Genomic DNA, 16,590 nt, shown 5'->3' with positions numbered 1-16,590 from the left:
TGCTAAACACCTTCTTTCACAACAAATGGAAAAGGATGAGGATTAGTCTAACTACCGACCGCTGGTTGCCGCTGAGCTGTCTTTTAGTACGGATTCGCTTCCCCGACGCGCGCCCTCATTTCTTGATGGGCATCCGTCACTTTGCCGGATACGGAAACTTCAGGCACGCCTACGTGCCACCACGATTCGTATCCTTGCGTATTCGTCCCCGGCACGACCGGAATTTCGATTAGCGTCGTCACCGTCTCCGATTTCGCGCGCTCCAGCGCCTCGCGAAGCTCCTCCGGCGTTCTGGCGGTGTACGCCTTCGCGCCGAGGCTACGGGCATGCGCGGCAAAGTCGATCGACATATAGCTGCCGGTCAAACGGCCAGTTCCCTCGGAACGGTAGCGGAATTCGTTGCCGAAACCGTCGCTTCCATGGCCCCTCTGCAAGTTGTGAATGCATTGGAATCCGTGATTATCGAATAACAGAACGGTAATCTTGCATTTCTCCTGCAAGCTCGTTACCAGTTCGGAATGCATCATTAAATAGCTGCCGTCACCGACGACAGCATATACTTCGCGATCCGGCTCAGCGAGCGCGGCTCCGAACGCGCCGCTGACTTCGTACCCCATACAAGAGAAGCCGTACTCCAGATGGTACGTCTTCGGAGCGGCCGGCCGCCACAGCCTGTGCAAGTCGCCCGGTAAGCTGCCTGCCGCGCATACGATCACAGACGAAGGATCGATCGTTTGGTTGATCACGCCAAGCGCCCGCGTTTGGGAAAAGCCTTCCGGACATACGTCCGCATACAGACGGTCGACCTCCCGATCCCATGCCGTCTTATGCCCCTCAAGCTCGCCCTCCGCATAACCGGTTTGATAACTTTGCGCAGCGAGTGCCGCTTGCAAAGCCGCAATCGCCTCGCAGGCATCGGCGGTCAGCGCCGTTCCGTTCAACTTCGCGGCATCTGCGGCATTGACGTTAATGTTCAGCACTTTGACGTCCGGGTTGCGGAACGCCGATTTCGAAGCCGTCGTGAAATCGGAATAACGCGTGCCGACTCCGATGATGAAATCCGCATCGCGAGCGAGCACATTCGCCGCCAACGTTCCTGTAACGCCAAGGCCGCCCATGTTCAACGGATGGTTCCACGGAAGTGCGCTTTTACCGGCTTGCGTCTCCGCCACCGGGATGCCGAACTTCTCGGAAAATGCCGCCAGCGCTTGCTCCGCGCCGGAATACAGTACGCCGCCACCCGCGATGATCAGCGGTCGTTTCGCCTCGGCGAACAACGAAGCCGCTCTCTCGATCGCAGCTTTGGAAGGCGGTCTGCGATCAATGACGTGTACCCGCCTCGAGAAAAACTCCAAAGGATAGTCATACGCCTCCGCCTGCACATCCTGCGGCAGCGCCAGCGTAACCGCTCCCGTCTCTGCCGGATCGGTCAATATTCGCATCGCTTGCAGCGCCGCCGTCATCAACTGCTCGGGCCGAACGATGCGGTCCCAATACCGGCTGACTGGTTTAAAGGCGTCAGTCGCCGCAATCGTGTAGTCCGAAGCGACCTCCAATTGCTGCAGCACGGGGTCCGGCTGCCGTGTGGCGAAATTGTCGCCGGGCAGCAACAGCACCGGAATCCGGTTGACCGTAGCCGTAGCCGCTGCCGTGACCATATTGAGCGCGCCTGGACCGATGGACGAGGTGCAGGCATAAATTTGCGTGCGGTTGCGTTGCTTGGCGAAAGCAGTCGCCGCATGAACCATGCCTTGCTCGTTTTTGCCTTGAATAAATTCGAGCCCGCCCGGGGAGCGCTCCAGCGCTTCGCCAAGGCCTGTGACGTTGCCGTGTCCGAATATCCCCATAACGCCTTTCACGAATTTCGTTTCTCGGCCGTTAATTGAGATAAACTGATTATCCAGAAACTTGAGCAGCGCTTGCGCCATGGACAAACGTATCGTTTTCATCGCTCTCTTCCTTTCGCTCTTGCTCTTAACGCTGTGCCGTTACATAAGAAGCCAGCAATCGTGCTCCGTAACCAGTCGCGCCTAACGCCAATTCCCCTTTAGCGGATGAGGATTCTTTCGTCCCGCTCATATCGATGTGCGCCCACTTCAGCGAAGGATGAACAAATTTGCGTAAAAATAATGAAGCCGTAATGGCACTTGCTTCGCCCACTCTGCTGATGTTGCTCGTATCGGCGTAATCGCTGTCCAAGTAGGATTCGTACTCGTCGACAAGCGGAAGCTGCCACAAGCGCTCGCCGAACGGCTCTCCTGCCGCCTGAAGCTCCGCAGCCAGTCCGTCGTCTCCCAATACGCCGGCGAGCTTGGAGCCGAGTGCGCCAACAACGGAATACGTCAACGTCGCAATATCGACCGCCTGTGTCGCGCCGATCTTATGCGCATAGATCAGCGCATCCGCTAGAACAAGCCGGCCTTCCGAATCCGTATTACCGACTTGAACCGTCAATCCGTTCGCATAACGAATGATTTCGCCTGGCAGCAACGCGCGGTCCGATGGACTGTTTTCAGCCGATGGCACCAGTACCGCCACATTCACCGCCGCCCCGCTTCTCGCCAGCATATCCAGCGCTCCGAGAACCGCTGCCGCTCCGGCCATATCCATCCGCATATCGCTGATGTCGTTGTCGCGTTTCAAGCTGATGCCGCCCGTATCGAAAGTGATGCCTTTGCCGATCAAAGCGATTAACGGCTTTGTTTCGTCCGAGCAGTAGCGCGCTTCAATGAATACCGGCGGGTGGATGCTGCCTCTGCCTACGGCCGCCACTCCGGCAAATCCGAGACGTTCCAGATCGGCGCCCTGATGAACCGTCACATTCATTTGCGTGTCTGCGAACCGTTCAATCGTTCTTTCCGCCAGCGTGAGCGGACGCAAGCAATTCGGCGGCTCGTTCGTCAAATCGCGGGCCCACATCGTGCTTTCCGCACGCACTTGCCCTAGCCTGACCGCTTCATTCGCTTCCGGCGTGTTGTCGCCGATAAACTGCATTTCCACATCCGGTCGCGCCGTCTTGTTTTGTTTATATTTATCGAAAGCATACGTTCCGAGCAGCGAGCCTTCTACCCATGCCGCAATGGTCTCGGGCGTACAACCGGCGAAAACGCCTTCCGAGCCGAGCGCTTCGAATGAAACGGCGGCCTTCCGGCGTTGTTCTTTGACGATCGCGCGCCCCGCATTGCCCGCCGCTTCTCGCAGGCAAGACGGCTGATACTTGGCCGCCTCACCCATGCCGACTATGAGCAGGTCAGGCTGTCCATGATGGCCGTAAAACCAAGTGACCGCATGCCTTGCGCCCATATGGGGAAGCAGCGCTTCGACTCTTAACGATGGCAGAATGTTCGGTATTTGGGATAGCGTTTCCTTGAACGCCGGAACAACCAGCGTTTGCGCCTGCAATTCTTGCCCGATAATAAATTTCATCGAACGACGCTCCCGTCCTCTTCGACGATCCACGTATCGAAATCGCGCCGGCCTTCATGCAGACGGATGACGCGCGCGCCTCTTTTTAATTTGCCATACGTGTTGTAGCCCGTTACGCGACCATAGCACAGGCGAATGCCATGAACCGTGCCGACGTAATCGTTGTCGTGATCGTGACCGACGAAAGTGCCGACCACATCCCCCCTATGAACCATTGCTCCGAACAAACCTGTATTTACTTTCGGGCATTCGACGTTCTCTTCTTTAACGCCTTTCACATGCTCGTCTTTCCAAGCGTCATTATATTCCGGGAATGGAATGTGGAAGAAGGCAAGCGCAGGTAGCGAAGCGCCGTTACGTTCCGCGATTTGTGCGGATTGTTTCGTATACCAGTACACTTGATCCGGATGAATCCAGGCGTAGCCGCCGATCGGTTCCGGCGCTTCGATTCCGGAATCGAAGAAGTACAAAGCCGCCGCTTCCGTGCTTCCGCCCGCCCCTTTCACCGTCAACACGTAGTTGCCGATTCCGTTAATGTCCTCCGGACCGGCTTCGGACAAACAAAGATCGTGTTCCTGTTGAATCGCCATCAGTTCTTCCCGCGAGACGCCCGCTTCCGCATCGTGATTGCCGAATACGGCCGCCCAAGGAATACCCGACGCGACGATCGGCGCAATCGCTCTACGGAACGATTCCTTTGGATCGGGCACGTTGTTGCTCCAGATCATATCGCCGGTAAGCACGATCAGATCGGGCTTCACCGAGGCGATGATACGTTCGACGAGCGCTTTCGTTTTCGTATCGTTGCCTTTGCTGTCCTCTTTGTCAGGACCGTAGTGCATATCCGTCAACTGCATGATCGTAAACGTTTTGTCTTCGTTGAATTTCAAGTCGACTCCCATTATGGTCTCCCCCTCTTATCGCATACAGCCAGCCTCGACCATTCCGCTAGATTCATTAAGCCAATTTCCAGTTGCCTGTCGTCTGCTCGGCTTTATCCGCAACGAATCTCTCCAGGTCCGAGCTGTTCGGCGTGCCCGTATTGCCGCCTAGTTGGCTGACCGACATCGCGCCGCATGCATTCGCGTATAGCAAACATTGCTCCGGAGTCGCTCCGGACAGAAATCCGTAAATGTAACCGGCATTAAACGAATCACCGGCACCTGTCGTATCTTTGACGGATACATTAAAGCTCGAGCGATACACGGTCACGCCATTCACCGCGGCGACCGCTCCCTTTGGGCCAAGCTTAAGCACGATATGCCGACTGTGCCGTGTCAATTCTCTCAGACACTCTTCCGCAGTCGCGTGTCCTGTGTAGTTCGCGGCCTCCACCTCGTTCATGAAGAACACGTCCACTTCCTTCATCAGTTCGAAAATGCCTTCGTACCATTCTCCCGTGTCATCCCAACCGACATCGAGCGAAGTCGTGAGCCCGAGTGATTTAAGCTTCCGGGCGATTCCCACGTAATCCGCATGGTTCTCTCGCCCTCGATAGCCTGTAAGATGAACGTGCCGCGCCAGGGCGACGCTATTCATATCCAGCTCCAGCAAACTCAATTCCGAATTCGTGCCTGCGTAAGTAATAAAAGAACGGTCCTTCTCAGGGTTGATGGCAATCGAGATGCCCGTTCTGTTGTGGTTGCTTGTGCGTATATATCTGGTATCGATTCCATAATGCGCAAATTGATCCCGGACATATTGCCCGAAACCATCCTCTCCCAACACCCCGTTAAAAGCGACCTTAAGTCCCAGTTTGGCAAGCGCCAGGCTGAATAAAGCCGCTCCCCCTCCTACGTGCAATGTCATGCTGGGTACGAATACTTCTTGCCCAGGCTCAGGGATCTTTTCGCATCCCGCCACGACCAAGTCAATGTTGGCGTCGCCGATTACGATTGCGTCGAATAATTTCAAAGTTGGTCACTTCCTCGTTGCTTACGTTTTTCCGGTTTATGTTTTACGTGTTTTTGTTTGTTTCCTCAGCTTCATTTGTTTGCTCCGATCGGCTTTGGGAGCTTTCGCGAATCATCAAGCGGTGCTTCAGAATGACGTCGCCATCCGGAAGAGTTTCCCCGCCGATCAGCTTGAGAAGCACATCCATCGTCACGCGACCCATCTCATGGATCGGCTGTTCCATTGAAGTCAGCGTTGGCCGTACAAGCTCGGTCAATTGGCTTCCGTCGAAACCGATAACCGCAATGTCTTCCGGCACGCGCAGATGATGATCCCGAATGCAGTTCATCGCTCCAACCGCCATATCGTCGCTTACGGCAAATACTGCGGAAGGACGATTGCCGGCGCTCAGCATTTCTTTCATCTGATCATAGCCGCTCTGCACCTTGTAATCCCCAAAGCGGATATGCTCGAACACGAGCTTCTTTCCCCTATCGGACATCGCATTGCGGTAACCGCTGTAACGATTCTGGCCCGACGTGATATCTCTCATGTCCCCCCCGATAAATCCGATCGCCTCGTGTCCGAGCTCGATCAAGTAGCGGGTCGCCTCGTAAGCTGCCTCGTAATCGTCGATGATAACCGACACGAACTTCTGGTCCATCGGCTTAACGCTGGAGAAGATGACGGGCGTATTGATTTTATGGATAAATGCGCGAATTTGCTCATTGATCTTCTCGTGCATAATAATAATGCCTTCGACGCGCATTTCTTGGAACACGTTCAAGTATTTATATTCCTTGTCGATATCTTCGCTGATGTTGCAGACGAGCAGATTGTACCCGTTGACGCTGGCTCTGTCTTCGATGCTGCTAAGAATTGTCGAATAGAAGCTGGACGTCAGATCAGGCACGATGACGCCGATGAGGTTCGTTTTTTTGCGTACCAAACTACGGGCGATTTGACTCGGAGCGTAGCCCAATTCTTCGATGACCTTGTTCACTTTCTCCTTCAGATCGTCTTTGACGTACTTCTCCCCGTTTAATACTCTGGAAACCGTCGTCACAGAGACGCCTGCCATTTTCGCCACGTCTTTGATCTTCACCTGCATCTGGCTCACCTCTCTGAAAACTGAGAAAAACATCCAACACTATCAATTCGCCTAACTAGTCCCTAATTCCTACCGACTTAATCATTTTCCACGAATAATGGTTGAGAGAACGCGGAGTACCCGCCTTCCAAATAAACGGCGATGCGAACATAACCTTCGTCGCCCTGGCATTCGTACTTCGCTTGCGAAATTCTGCCGGTCACTTCTTGAAGCACCTTGCCGTCCTTCCCGAAGAACGTCACGTATTTGTACATTTTGTCCAGAAGTTCATTCGAACGCAGATCGGCCACGATCGTGTTGCCCTCTACCCGAATGCTTTCGAAGCCGTATCCTGTCGAAACATAGAAGTTGCCGGACTTGATAGAGCGTATGATCGCTTCGGTTGTATTTTCTTCTGCCATCACAACGTTCCACGCACGCTTCTCCTGACCGTACACATGCGAATCATCATTGCCGAAGCCCCATACTCGACGACCGGCGGACAACACCGCGTCCCATTTGTCGAAAGCGATGTCGTATTCGGGATTGCCGTCTCCGTTATAGACCTCAACGCCCAGATAACGATCCATCGCCAGCATGTCTTCCAGCTTCCAATAGTTCGAGAAGTACCGGTTCGGATGCACCAGCACCGCAAAGCCGCCGTTGTCCGTCGTCAGGTCGACGAATCGCTGGTAGTTCTCGATCGTAAACTCGTTGCTGTAATTGTCCGTGATCAGGTGCGGGGGCTGAACAAGAAGCATGTGCGTCTGACGACTGCTAACCTCGATCGCTTCGAAGACGGTCGGAATTTCCCGCTCACCTTGGTGCTTCGTAATTTTGTCGTGGTCGGAGATGCCTAGAAAATCGTATCCGCCATACATTTTGTAAACCGTCTCCAGCGGAAACCATCCGTCGCTGTTCGTCGTGTGGTTGTGGAAGCTGCCTTTCAGCCAAGTCCCCTTGCCCGTATAAGGATTCATAATTCCCATCGCTGATCATCCTTCCCTAAGAAGCTACTCTTTGATAGAACCGATCATAACACCCTTGGCGAAAAACCTTTGTACGAATGGATAAATGAGAATAATAGGCGTGACTACGATAACAATCGTGGCCATCTTAAGCGAGTTGCTCGTAATTTGAATTTTCAGCAGCAGATCGACTCTCGTGCCCGCCGCCTGATTCAACGTATCCCTCATCGCTTCCGCGCTCATCAGCATTTCTTGAAGCAGCGTAGACAGCGGACGTAAGCTTTCTGTACGAACGTAGAACGCGCCCGTGAACCAATCATTCCAGTGCCCAACGGCGCTGAATAAAGCGATAACCGCGATGACCGGTTTGCTGAGAGGCATAATGATACGCATAAAAATCGAAAAATCGTTATACCCGTCAATACGCGCCGATTCTTCCAAGCTCGCGTGAAGCTGTTGAAAGAACGTTCGGAATATAATTAAATTCCATGCACTGTACAAGCTTGGGATAATATACACCCATATGGTATCCGTCAAATGGATTGATTTCAACAGCATATAGTAAGGAATTGTGCCCCCACCGAACAACATCGTGAAAAAAATCATCATCATGAAGAACTTTCCGCCAGGCAACGTCTTGCTCTTAAGCGCATATGCAGCCATTGCCGTTAGAAATACGCTTAGAAGCGTACCCACGACAGTACGGAAGATTGAAATCGTGAATGCGCTGCCGATGCTAGCTGTCTGAAAGGCATGATTAAAGTTATCTAATGACCATATTCTTGGCCAGAAGAATATGCCGCCTCTTTCAGCATCTTTACCTGGGTTGAACGCTAAGGCGATAATGTTGAGGAAGGGAAGAATGATGGACAGACACAAAACGATAATAATAACGTAGTTAACGACTTTAAACGCTTTTTCTCCGGCACTCAGCTTATGAAAATCCATGGTGTAGGTACCTCCCTCCTTCTAAGAAAGCAAGGCGGTCTATCCGATCTGAAGATAGACTCACCTTGCCTTTTGTCGACCCTTAGAATCCCAATACAGTTTTCGGATCTTTATTCTTCTCGGTGATCAACTTCAGGTAATCGTCCAATCCGGCTGCTTTCATTTGTTTCAAAGCATTATCCAGTATTTTTTGCGCGTCTTCCTTGCTCTTGCTGTAGTAAGCTTTGATCAGACTATCGTTGTAGTTGTTCAGTGCTGCTTTCAGTTCCGTTCCTCTATCGAACTCGCCGAGGAATGCGGTCGGCGTGTACGCGTCACGAACCAACGCATTTTTCCGTTGTTCCTTCCAATTCACGTATTCGGCGACGATATCCGCGCCTTTGCTTTTACCCGCATTCAGCTTATCTGCCCAATTTTCTTCGCCGAAGTCGGCGATGTTGTCATTATCCGTGCTGCCGAGAATGTTGCCCCATGAATTGCCTACACCGTCGAACCCAAGCTTTTTGGCTTCGTTAGGGTCTTTCGCTTTCAAATCGATGACTTCTTGTTTAACGACCGGTTTGCCGTCCGCACCCATCGTATAGTCACGGCCTTCAAGACCGTATTTCCAGAGCAGCTTGCCTTGAGTGCTAGCCAGAAAATCAGCGAATTTCACAATATCTTGCGGGTTTTTGGTCGTCGATGGAATTGCCCATCCGGAATAACCCGATTTGAATGCAAGCTTCATTTGCGTAGAACCGTCGACGTCTTTGATTGGACCGAGCGGCAGGTAATGCACGTCTTGATTAAAGTCCTGCATGCTGTGCATGTTGGCGATGATTGCCCATGAACCGTTTACTGCGCCTTCTGTAGCACGGCTCTCATCCATCGTGAAGAATTCCGGCTGCATTAATTTTTCTTTTAACAGCTTACTAATGAATTCGACTTTCTTCATCGCATACGGCGTTTCTGCTTCATGAACGATATTGCCGTCTTTATCTTGTTTGATGCGTTGGTCAGGTGCCCCCCACTCAAGGTCATTGAAGAGCTTACCGTTCTCCGCGCTACCGGCCGACAAGCCGCCCCAGTATTCAGGACCGATCGGAGTTACATCTTTGCCGTTGCTGTCTTTGAAGTTCCCTGCCTTGATTTTCTTAGCCAGCTCATAGACTTGCTCCGTAGTCGTGATCGTACGCGGATCAACATTCAAAGCTTCAGCGATATCTTTGCGAATGAACGGTCCTCCGACAATATTGGTCGTGTAACCGCCTTCGCGGTTAATGTTCATGTGGGCGAAGTATGTCGATCCATTGAATTCCGGACGGAACATAACGCCATACTCCGTATCGATCGGCAAGTATCCTTTTTCCAAATATTTACTGTAAACTTTAGACTCTTTCATGAACGGAGTCAGGTCCGTGAACATGCCTTCGCGAGCAGCTTTCAGGATGACCGGCATTTCAGGGCGACCACTGTTATTCAAATAGAAGGCAATAAAGTCAGGCAAGTCTCCGGACGCAAGTCCAGCAATCAAGCCATCAATAGAGTGATCGGCTTTCATGATTTGAATTTCAAAATCGATACCCGTCAGTTCTTTAACTTTAGCTTTTATCTCCGGGTTCATATCTTCGGTGTAATCGTCGGTACCCATGAACACAAGTCCTTTAATCTTGCGATCGGCAATCCAAGTGGCCGGCTTACCTTCAGGGACAGAAGTCCCCTTGCCGTCTGATGCCGCTGGCTGAGAACTCGAGTTACCTTTGTTCGAATTGTTGCTTGAACAACCTGAAATCAGTGCAACCACGAGAAGCGAAATTGCTAACAGCTTAAACCAGTTTCTGTTCATGTGATTTCCCCTTTTCAACATGTTTTTATGAAAAACGCCAATTGACGTTTGACAACGTTGTAACCGCCCAGTCGTTAAGCCTATCATGGAATCGTTACCATAATGAGGTGTCAGAAACCTTGCGAGCGATGCGATTGGCGATTACGACCAATATCAATCCGATCAAACCTTGCAGCATACCGACTGCAGTAGCGTATCCGTATTGTCCGCTTTGCAAGCCTATTCGAATAATGTAGGTGTCCAAAATATCAGCAAGGTCCATGTTGCCTGGAGTCCGGAGCAGATAGATCTGATCGAATCCGGCCGATAAGATGTTCCCTAACGATAAGATGAATAGAATAACGATCGTTGGCATGATGGAGGGAATCGTAATACTCCAGATTTCTCGCAATTTGCCCGCTCCATCGATCTTGGCTGCTTCGTACATATCCGGGTTAATACCCGAGATTGCCGCTAAATAAATGATGGAATCCCAGCCGATCGATTTCCATAAGTGACTCCCAAACATGATCGAGTAGAAATATTTGGAGTCCATCATGAAAAAGGTGCTGCCGTCTCCGCCCATGTTCGAGATCGCTTGATTCAGCAATCCGTCATCCGGAGCAAGAATCCGCTGAATCAGGCCGACGACGATAACCCAGGAAAGGAAATGCGGCAAGTAAAGAATGCTTTGCGATATGTTTCTGAACCATTTGTTCCGTACCTCATTAAACATGAGCGCCATAATAATCGGAAACGGTAAGTATAGAAACATTTTCATACAACTGATAATGAGCGTATTTTTGATTAATTCAGCGCTCTGATAAGAATTAAAGAACGTTTCGAAATATTGAAGACCGACCCAAGGACTTCCGAGTATTCCTTTGTTGAATTTGTACTCCTTGAAAGCGAGCAGCAATCCACTCATCGGAATGTAGTTAAAAACAATGAAGAATGCGACGCAAGGCAACAGCATGAAGTACAAGTAACGATGCGCGATAATACGTTTCCACAGTGTGCTTTTTCTTTTTGTTTGCTCTAGCGAGATGGCTGAAGCCGTTTTCATAAGTCCGGAATCACCTTCTTCTTTCTGAGTTGTGGAAAAATGAAGTTCTGTAAACGTTTTCTGATAACGATTCCATATTGAGCTAAAAAAATATAGCAACTAACTGTTATCCCCAATAAAACGCTTACCGTTCCAACTTCACCTTGAGTATAGCAACTTTCTTTTCCCGTTGCTACCCTTTTTTATGATTTTAATAAAGTTAACATTCCCTTAGCAATTCAAGCAAGATTTCCGGTTTTCGAGTAGTAATCGCGTCTACTCCCGCTTCCAGACATAGCTCCATATCCTGCCGGCGATTCACCGTATACACCCATACTTTCAACCCAAAGAAATGTGCCCGTTCCACCATCGTCTTTCGGCAGGTTCTGGCATCCATATTCAACCCGACATAACCTTGCTTCTGCGCATGGAGGCAAACGGACTCCGCAAACTGCTCGTACTCCAGCAATTGCTGCGGAGATAGTTCGTCGGGCGTATTCATCATCACTTGAATATCCGGGTACAGCTCGGTCATGCGATCCGAGCAGCCCGTAATATAAGCGCGGTTCTGGGCTTCATATTGGCGGATGAGGCGAACGGTAGGTACAATGGCGGCTGCCGACTTCAAATCCAGATTCAGCTTCGTGCCGCGCGAAGCCGAAGCCTTCAACGCTTGCTCCAATGTTGCAATTTCATAATCCGCATAGAGCGGATCGAGTCGCTTGCGGACGTCAGGCTCGTTAAGCTGATTGAAATCATGCGTCAGCAAATACGGCGAATCGTCGTGCAGCAAAATTGCGGTGCCATCTCGTGTCGCACGGACATCGACTTCAACGATATCCGCGCCCAGCTCCATACCTTCAAGAAATGAAGCCATCGTATTATCCGGATGGACGCCGCACCCCGTATGGGCAGCCACCATTGTCCGATTCATCTCTTTCCCTCCCGCTCCTGCGTCAGTCAGTCAAATGCGCCTTGCTTCATCAGCCCGTGCACGAACTCGGCGAACAAACTGTTCGACCAAGCAAACCACGGTCTGGTGAATTGCTTCGGATCGTCTGCATGAAAGCCTTCATGCATAAATCCGGTGTCCGCGTCGGTCGCAAGCAACGTATCCAGCAGTTGCAACGATTCCTGCGGTTCTTCCGCCGTCAGCCCTTGCATAGAAAGCGCAATATGCCAAATATAGCGATCCGGCGTATGCGGGCTACCGATTCCGCTCGCCGCTTTTCCTTCATAATAATACGGATTGTCCGTGCTTAAAATGAAATGTCTCGTGTTGCGATAAGTCTGATTGTCGGTAGAGGTGTAGCCGAGATACGGAATGGACAGCAGGCTGGGCACGTTGGCGTCGTCCATCAGATGATAGTTGCCGAAGCCGTCCGTCTCGTAAGCGTACATTTTCCCGTATTTCGGGTGCAGGATCGTACCATAAGTTTCGATGCCGAAATCGATCTCTTCCTTCAACTTCAACGCCGCCTGGTGCAATCGGGCGTCCTTGTAGACGACGTCCGCGATTTCGGCCATATATCCGAGTGCTACGGAAGCAAACATGTTGGCAGGAATCAAATAGCCGAACACGCAAGCATCGTCGCTTGGTCGGAAACCCGACCAGGTCATGCCGGTGTAATTCACCGGCATTCCCTTGCCCTCGTTGCGCAGCGTATCGGTCGGCGGGCAGTCGAACCGCTGGAAGCGGTAGAGAGACATCTCTCCGTGCCGCTGTTCCGTCTCCCATAGCTGTAAAATCCGGCGAAGCGCCGAACGGAACTGCTCATCGAACAGCTCAGTCCGTTCCGTCGCCTTCCAATACAGGTAGCTGAGCTGAATCGGATAGCAGAGCGAATCGATTTCGTATTTGCGTTCCCATACCCAAGGGTTAAGCTCGGTCAGATCCTCGTCGAGCCGCTGATCATTGGCCGACTCGTTAAAAGCGTTCGCATACGGGTCGATCCCGATATACATCATCTGCCGTCGAACGACCCCTTCGATCATCCGCTGAAGCTCGGCGTCCTGCGCCGCAAGCGGGACATAATGTCTCACTTGGGCGCTGGAGTCGCGCAGCCACATGGCGGGAATATCTCCGGTAATGACGAACGTAGAGCCGTCACCCATTCTTTTCGTGGTCGTTTCGAGCGTGTTCGCGAAGCAACGCTTGAACATGGCCAGCAGTTTCGGTCGACCGGCAAGTTTCTCATCCGCTTCCGCGAACAGCCGTTGCAACGCCTGAGGGAGCTGGGTGTAATCCATATTCATATTGTCTGTCGCCCCTCCTGTTCAGCCCGAATATCAAGCAGAAATGTCTTGATCTCGTAAGGCATCAATTGGAATTCGCAATTGCCGCCGGCTTGCAACTCTCCGATCGGCCGCTCCATCAGATCGCATTCCTGCCAGGAGACGACGTTTAAGTCGCTGGACAGCGATATCTTCTCGCGTTTGCCCGAATAATCGTGCAGTCTGACAACGAGCCTGTCGGAATCTTCGGCCTTCTTGACCGCGTCGATCATGACGCTGTCCGAAGAGGCGCGCAGCAGCGAAGATGACGATGCCGGCATCGCACCAACGTCGGAGCGCAGCGGGTTGTTGAGCGCCCATGCTTCCTGCGCCGTGCGGCCTTCGTACCAATCTCCTTCGTGAGGAAGAAGAGCGTAGGTGAACAGATGATTGCCTTTGTCCGCCTCCGGGTCCGGATAAGTAGCCGACTTGATCAAGCTGAGACGCATGATGTGTCTCTTGATATCGTAGCCGTATTTGCAATCGTTAAGCAAGCTGACGCCATAACCGCGCTCCGACAAGTCTGCCCATTGATGGCCGACCGACTCGAACCGCGCCCAATCCCAGCTCGTGTTCCAGTGCGTCGGTCGTTTGACGTTGCCGAATTGAATGTCGTAGGTTGCTTCCGTAGAACGAATGGACACCGGGAACGATGCTTTCAGCAACTGCTGGCGCTCTTGCCAGTCGACTTCGGTTACAAAGTCGATGCGTCTCGAATCTGCGTATACTTTCATGACTTGCGCAATCGTCGAGTTCATATACTTCCAGACGAAGCGAACCGAGGCCGAGAGCGTCCCCGCTTCGATCAATTCCACTGACTGCAGATCGGTCACTTCGCGCATTTTCTGCTTATAATAAATATCGATGTCCCACGCGTCGAACATCAGCGGTTTGTCTTCGAACACCTGAAGCACATTGCCCCGTTCTCCGTTCGCAAGCACTTGTCTGCCGGCAGCCTTGTCCCGCAGTCCGATCAATTGGCCGGCTGCATTCCAATCAATCCGGTAGTGCGGCGTGTCGATAGAGGAAGAGGTGAAAACAAACTGAGCTTCGGCATTCGCATGTTGCCCAGCAGGCTGGAAAGCGATCGTCGTATAACCCATTGCAGGCACATCCACCTGAACCGACCATTGGTCTCCCGTACGTTGCGCAGCAAGAATCCGGCCTTCAGCGTCAGTCCAAGAACCGTTCCCCGTCCCCTCGGGCAGAGCAATCTCCGCCAAATCGCGACGCGACCACGGCGAGGAGTTCCACACCGTCACGCTGCCATCCTTCGAAGCAACGACGGCGCCCGCCGCATGCGTCCAAGCCGCAACAACCGTCTTCTCCGCCTCAGCGTACTCTACGGTGCTATCCTCGTACACTTCTTTGATTGAGGAGCCCGGGATGATGTCGTGGAACTGGTTGCGCAAAATAATCTTCCAGCCCTCGTTGAGCTCAGCTTGCCGATAGGCCGACCAGTCTCCCTCGAGCAAGCTCGCGAACGCACCAAGCCATTCGGCTTCCCGGTAGGCCAGTTCCAACTTGCGGTTCATGCGCTTATTGTACGCCTGGCTCGTATACGTTCCGCGGTGGAACTCCAAATAAAGCTCCCCGTCCCACGTGTGAACGTATTGATCGGTTTCGGCAATGCGCTCTTGCAGTCCTTGGAAATACGCATCCGCCGTGCCGGTTTTCACGTTCGGCAGACCCGGCATCTCGTCCAGCCGTCGGCGCATTTCCAACATCTCGCGGTTGACGCCGCCTCCGCCGTCGCCATAGCCGTAAGACAGTAGCAGCTCTTCGTTCAAGTTTTTGTCGCGATAGTTGTCCCAGATGCCTTTGACCATCTGCGCTTCGACGACGCCGTTGTAAGTATAGTATGGGCTGTCGTGCTCGTCCGGCGTCGTAATGAAGTGGGTGAGCACCTCGGAACCGTCGATGCCGCGCCAGCGGAACGTATCATGCGGCATCCGGTTGAACTGGCTCCAGCTGATTTTCGTCGTCATGAACGTGTCGATGCCCGACTTCTTCAAAATCTGCGGCAGAGCCCAGCTATATCCAAATACGTCGGGGAGCCACAAATAACGGCATTCTGCGCCGAACTCCTCGCGGAATAGCCGAGTTCCGAACAGCAATTGGCGCACAAGAGATTCGCCCGACGTCAAGTTGCAATCGGCCTCCAACCACATGCCGCCGCCTGCTTCCCATCGGCCTTCCTGGACGCGCTCCTTGATTTTCTCGTAGATTTCCGGAAAATCGTTCTTCACATATTCGTAAAGCTGAGGCTGCGTTTGCAAAAACACATAGTCCGGGAACAGCTCCATCAGCCGCAGTACGGTTGAGAACGAGCGGGCGCACTTCTCGCGCGTGTGTTTCAATCTCCATAGCCATGCGACATCGATATGCGTGTGGCCGATACAAGTAACCGTTACACGGGAATGCTTCTCGATCTTTGCAATCTGTGCACGGAGCGAATCGCGTGCCTCTTCCACGGAAGCATAGAACGCTTCCGAACGCGGATACGACCATTCGATCTTGAGCAACGAACGGTCAAGCGCACTGATCAGTTGAACGCGATCCGGATGATTGGCGTCCAGCGTCTGAATCGTCTCGTATGCGGCTCTAGCTGTGTAATAGTAGTCGTCTGCCGCTTCGTCCAGCCAACAGATTTCCGCAACCTGGATCGTATGCTTGCGCGGTTCCGGTTTGCCTCCGCCTTCAAGCCCCGACCAGAGCCGGATGTCGATCTGAATGTCGGTCCCAATCGTTTCTTGGGGGAAAAACACTTCTTTATGGTTAGAGTCGACGCCTTGGTAAGGAGCGCAATTCAGATAGAACAGCGATTCGAATCCCGAGTTGTTGCCTCCGCCCGTCTCTCCGAAATCGAATCGGCCTAACACTTTGCGACCGATCCATTCCTTAGGAAGTGCAGCGGTATAGGTCAACCAGGCATATCTGTCGCGGCCTACCCACGTATCGCCGAGGCGAATCGTCGAGTCACCGACATTTTGCGGCGGCAGAGGCGCTACTTCTCCGCTCTCATCTTCCGTCCATCGGAAAGCGTCGATGTTGATGGCATCCCGATATCTGACCTTTTCCAGCTCTTCCAGACGCTCTTTCATTTTCGATTCCGTTAGCAGCATCCTTCAGTCTCCCCTCT

12 protein-coding genes are annotated in these 16,590 nt (G+C 52.3%); all 12 read right to left on the bottom strand.

Annotated elements, in window-relative coordinates; all coding sequences use genetic code 11:
• Nucleotides 1–83: 83 nt before the first annotated feature.
• On the bottom strand, nucleotides 84–1,949 hold the full coding sequence (iolD, locus tag ACFPOF_RS02215; RefSeq protein WP_378129188.1) for a 3D-(3,5/4)-trihydroxycyclohexane-1,2-dione acylhydrolase (decyclizing): 1,866 nt from the start codon (nucleotides 1,947–1,949) through the stop codon (nucleotides 84–86).
• 25 nt (nucleotides 1,950–1,974) lie between these two features.
• A complete protein-coding gene (locus ACFPOF_RS02210) occupies nucleotides 1,975–3,426 on the bottom strand; it encodes a leucyl aminopeptidase family protein (protein ID WP_378129186.1) in 1,452 nt (483 codons plus the stop codon).
• Nucleotides 3,423–4,328: a metallophosphoesterase family protein gene (locus tag ACFPOF_RS02205; protein WP_378129184.1), complete on the bottom strand. Its 906-nt coding sequence runs from the start codon at nucleotides 4,326–4,328 to the stop codon at nucleotides 3,423–3,425. The genes ACFPOF_RS02210 and ACFPOF_RS02205 overlap by 4 nt, the downstream gene beginning before the upstream one ends.
• Nucleotides 4,329–4,383: 55 nt before the next feature.
• Nucleotides 4,384–5,340 carry a carbohydrate kinase family protein gene (locus ACFPOF_RS02200; protein ID WP_378129182.1) on the bottom strand — a complete coding sequence of 319 codons (957 nt, stop codon included), beginning with the start codon at nucleotides 5,338–5,340 and terminating at the stop codon, nucleotides 4,384–4,386.
• A gap of 43 nt (nucleotides 5,341–5,383) precedes the next feature.
• Nucleotides 5,384–6,430: a LacI family DNA-binding transcriptional regulator gene (locus tag ACFPOF_RS02195; protein WP_378129180.1), complete on the bottom strand. Its 1,047-nt coding sequence runs from the start codon at nucleotides 6,428–6,430 to the stop codon at nucleotides 5,384–5,386.
• 77 nt (nucleotides 6,431–6,507) lie between these two features.
• Complete coding sequence (locus tag ACFPOF_RS02190) at nucleotides 6,508–7,398, bottom strand: CehA/McbA family metallohydrolase domain-containing protein (RefSeq protein ID WP_378129178.1); 891 nt, start codon at nucleotides 7,396–7,398, stop codon at nucleotides 6,508–6,510.
• Nucleotides 7,399–7,422: 24 nt separating this feature from the next.
• Nucleotides 7,423–8,325 carry a carbohydrate ABC transporter permease gene (locus ACFPOF_RS02185; RefSeq protein WP_378129176.1) on the bottom strand — a complete coding sequence of 301 codons (903 nt, stop codon included), beginning with the start codon at nucleotides 8,323–8,325 and terminating at the stop codon, nucleotides 7,423–7,425.
• A gap of 82 nt (nucleotides 8,326–8,407) precedes the next feature.
• Entirely contained in the window at nucleotides 8,408–10,150 is a 1,743-nt protein-coding gene (locus tag ACFPOF_RS02180; protein WP_378129174.1) for an extracellular solute-binding protein, read from the bottom strand.
• Nucleotides 10,151–10,244: 94 nt separating this feature from the next.
• Entirely contained in the window at nucleotides 10,245–11,195 is a 951-nt protein-coding gene (locus ACFPOF_RS02175; RefSeq protein ID WP_378129172.1) for an ABC transporter permease, read from the bottom strand.
• 199 nt (nucleotides 11,196–11,394) lie between these two features.
• Nucleotides 11,395–12,108 carry a glycerophosphodiester phosphodiesterase gene (locus ACFPOF_RS02170; protein ID WP_378129170.1) on the bottom strand — a complete coding sequence of 238 codons (714 nt, stop codon included), beginning with the start codon at nucleotides 12,106–12,108 and terminating at the stop codon, nucleotides 11,395–11,397.
• Between the two features lie 26 nt (nucleotides 12,109–12,134).
• Nucleotides 12,135–13,430 (bottom strand): glycoside hydrolase family 125 protein, encoded by a 1,296-nt coding sequence (locus ACFPOF_RS02165; RefSeq protein ID WP_378129168.1) that lies wholly within the window; start codon nucleotides 13,428–13,430, stop codon nucleotides 12,135–12,137.
• Nucleotides 13,427–16,573, bottom strand: a complete 3,147-nt coding sequence (locus ACFPOF_RS02160) for an alpha-mannosidase (protein ID WP_378129166.1) — start codon at nucleotides 16,571–16,573, stop codon at nucleotides 13,427–13,429. The genes ACFPOF_RS02165 and ACFPOF_RS02160 overlap by 4 nt, the downstream gene beginning before the upstream one ends.
• Nucleotides 16,574–16,590 lie beyond the last annotated feature (17 nt).

It is taken from the genome of Cohnella soli (assembly GCF_042655525.1).
GTDB lineage: Bacteria > Bacillota > Bacilli > Paenibacillales > Paenibacillaceae > Cohnella > Cohnella soli.
Note: the sequence above shows the minus strand (reverse complement) of the source record. Positions and strands in the feature narration are given on the sequence as shown.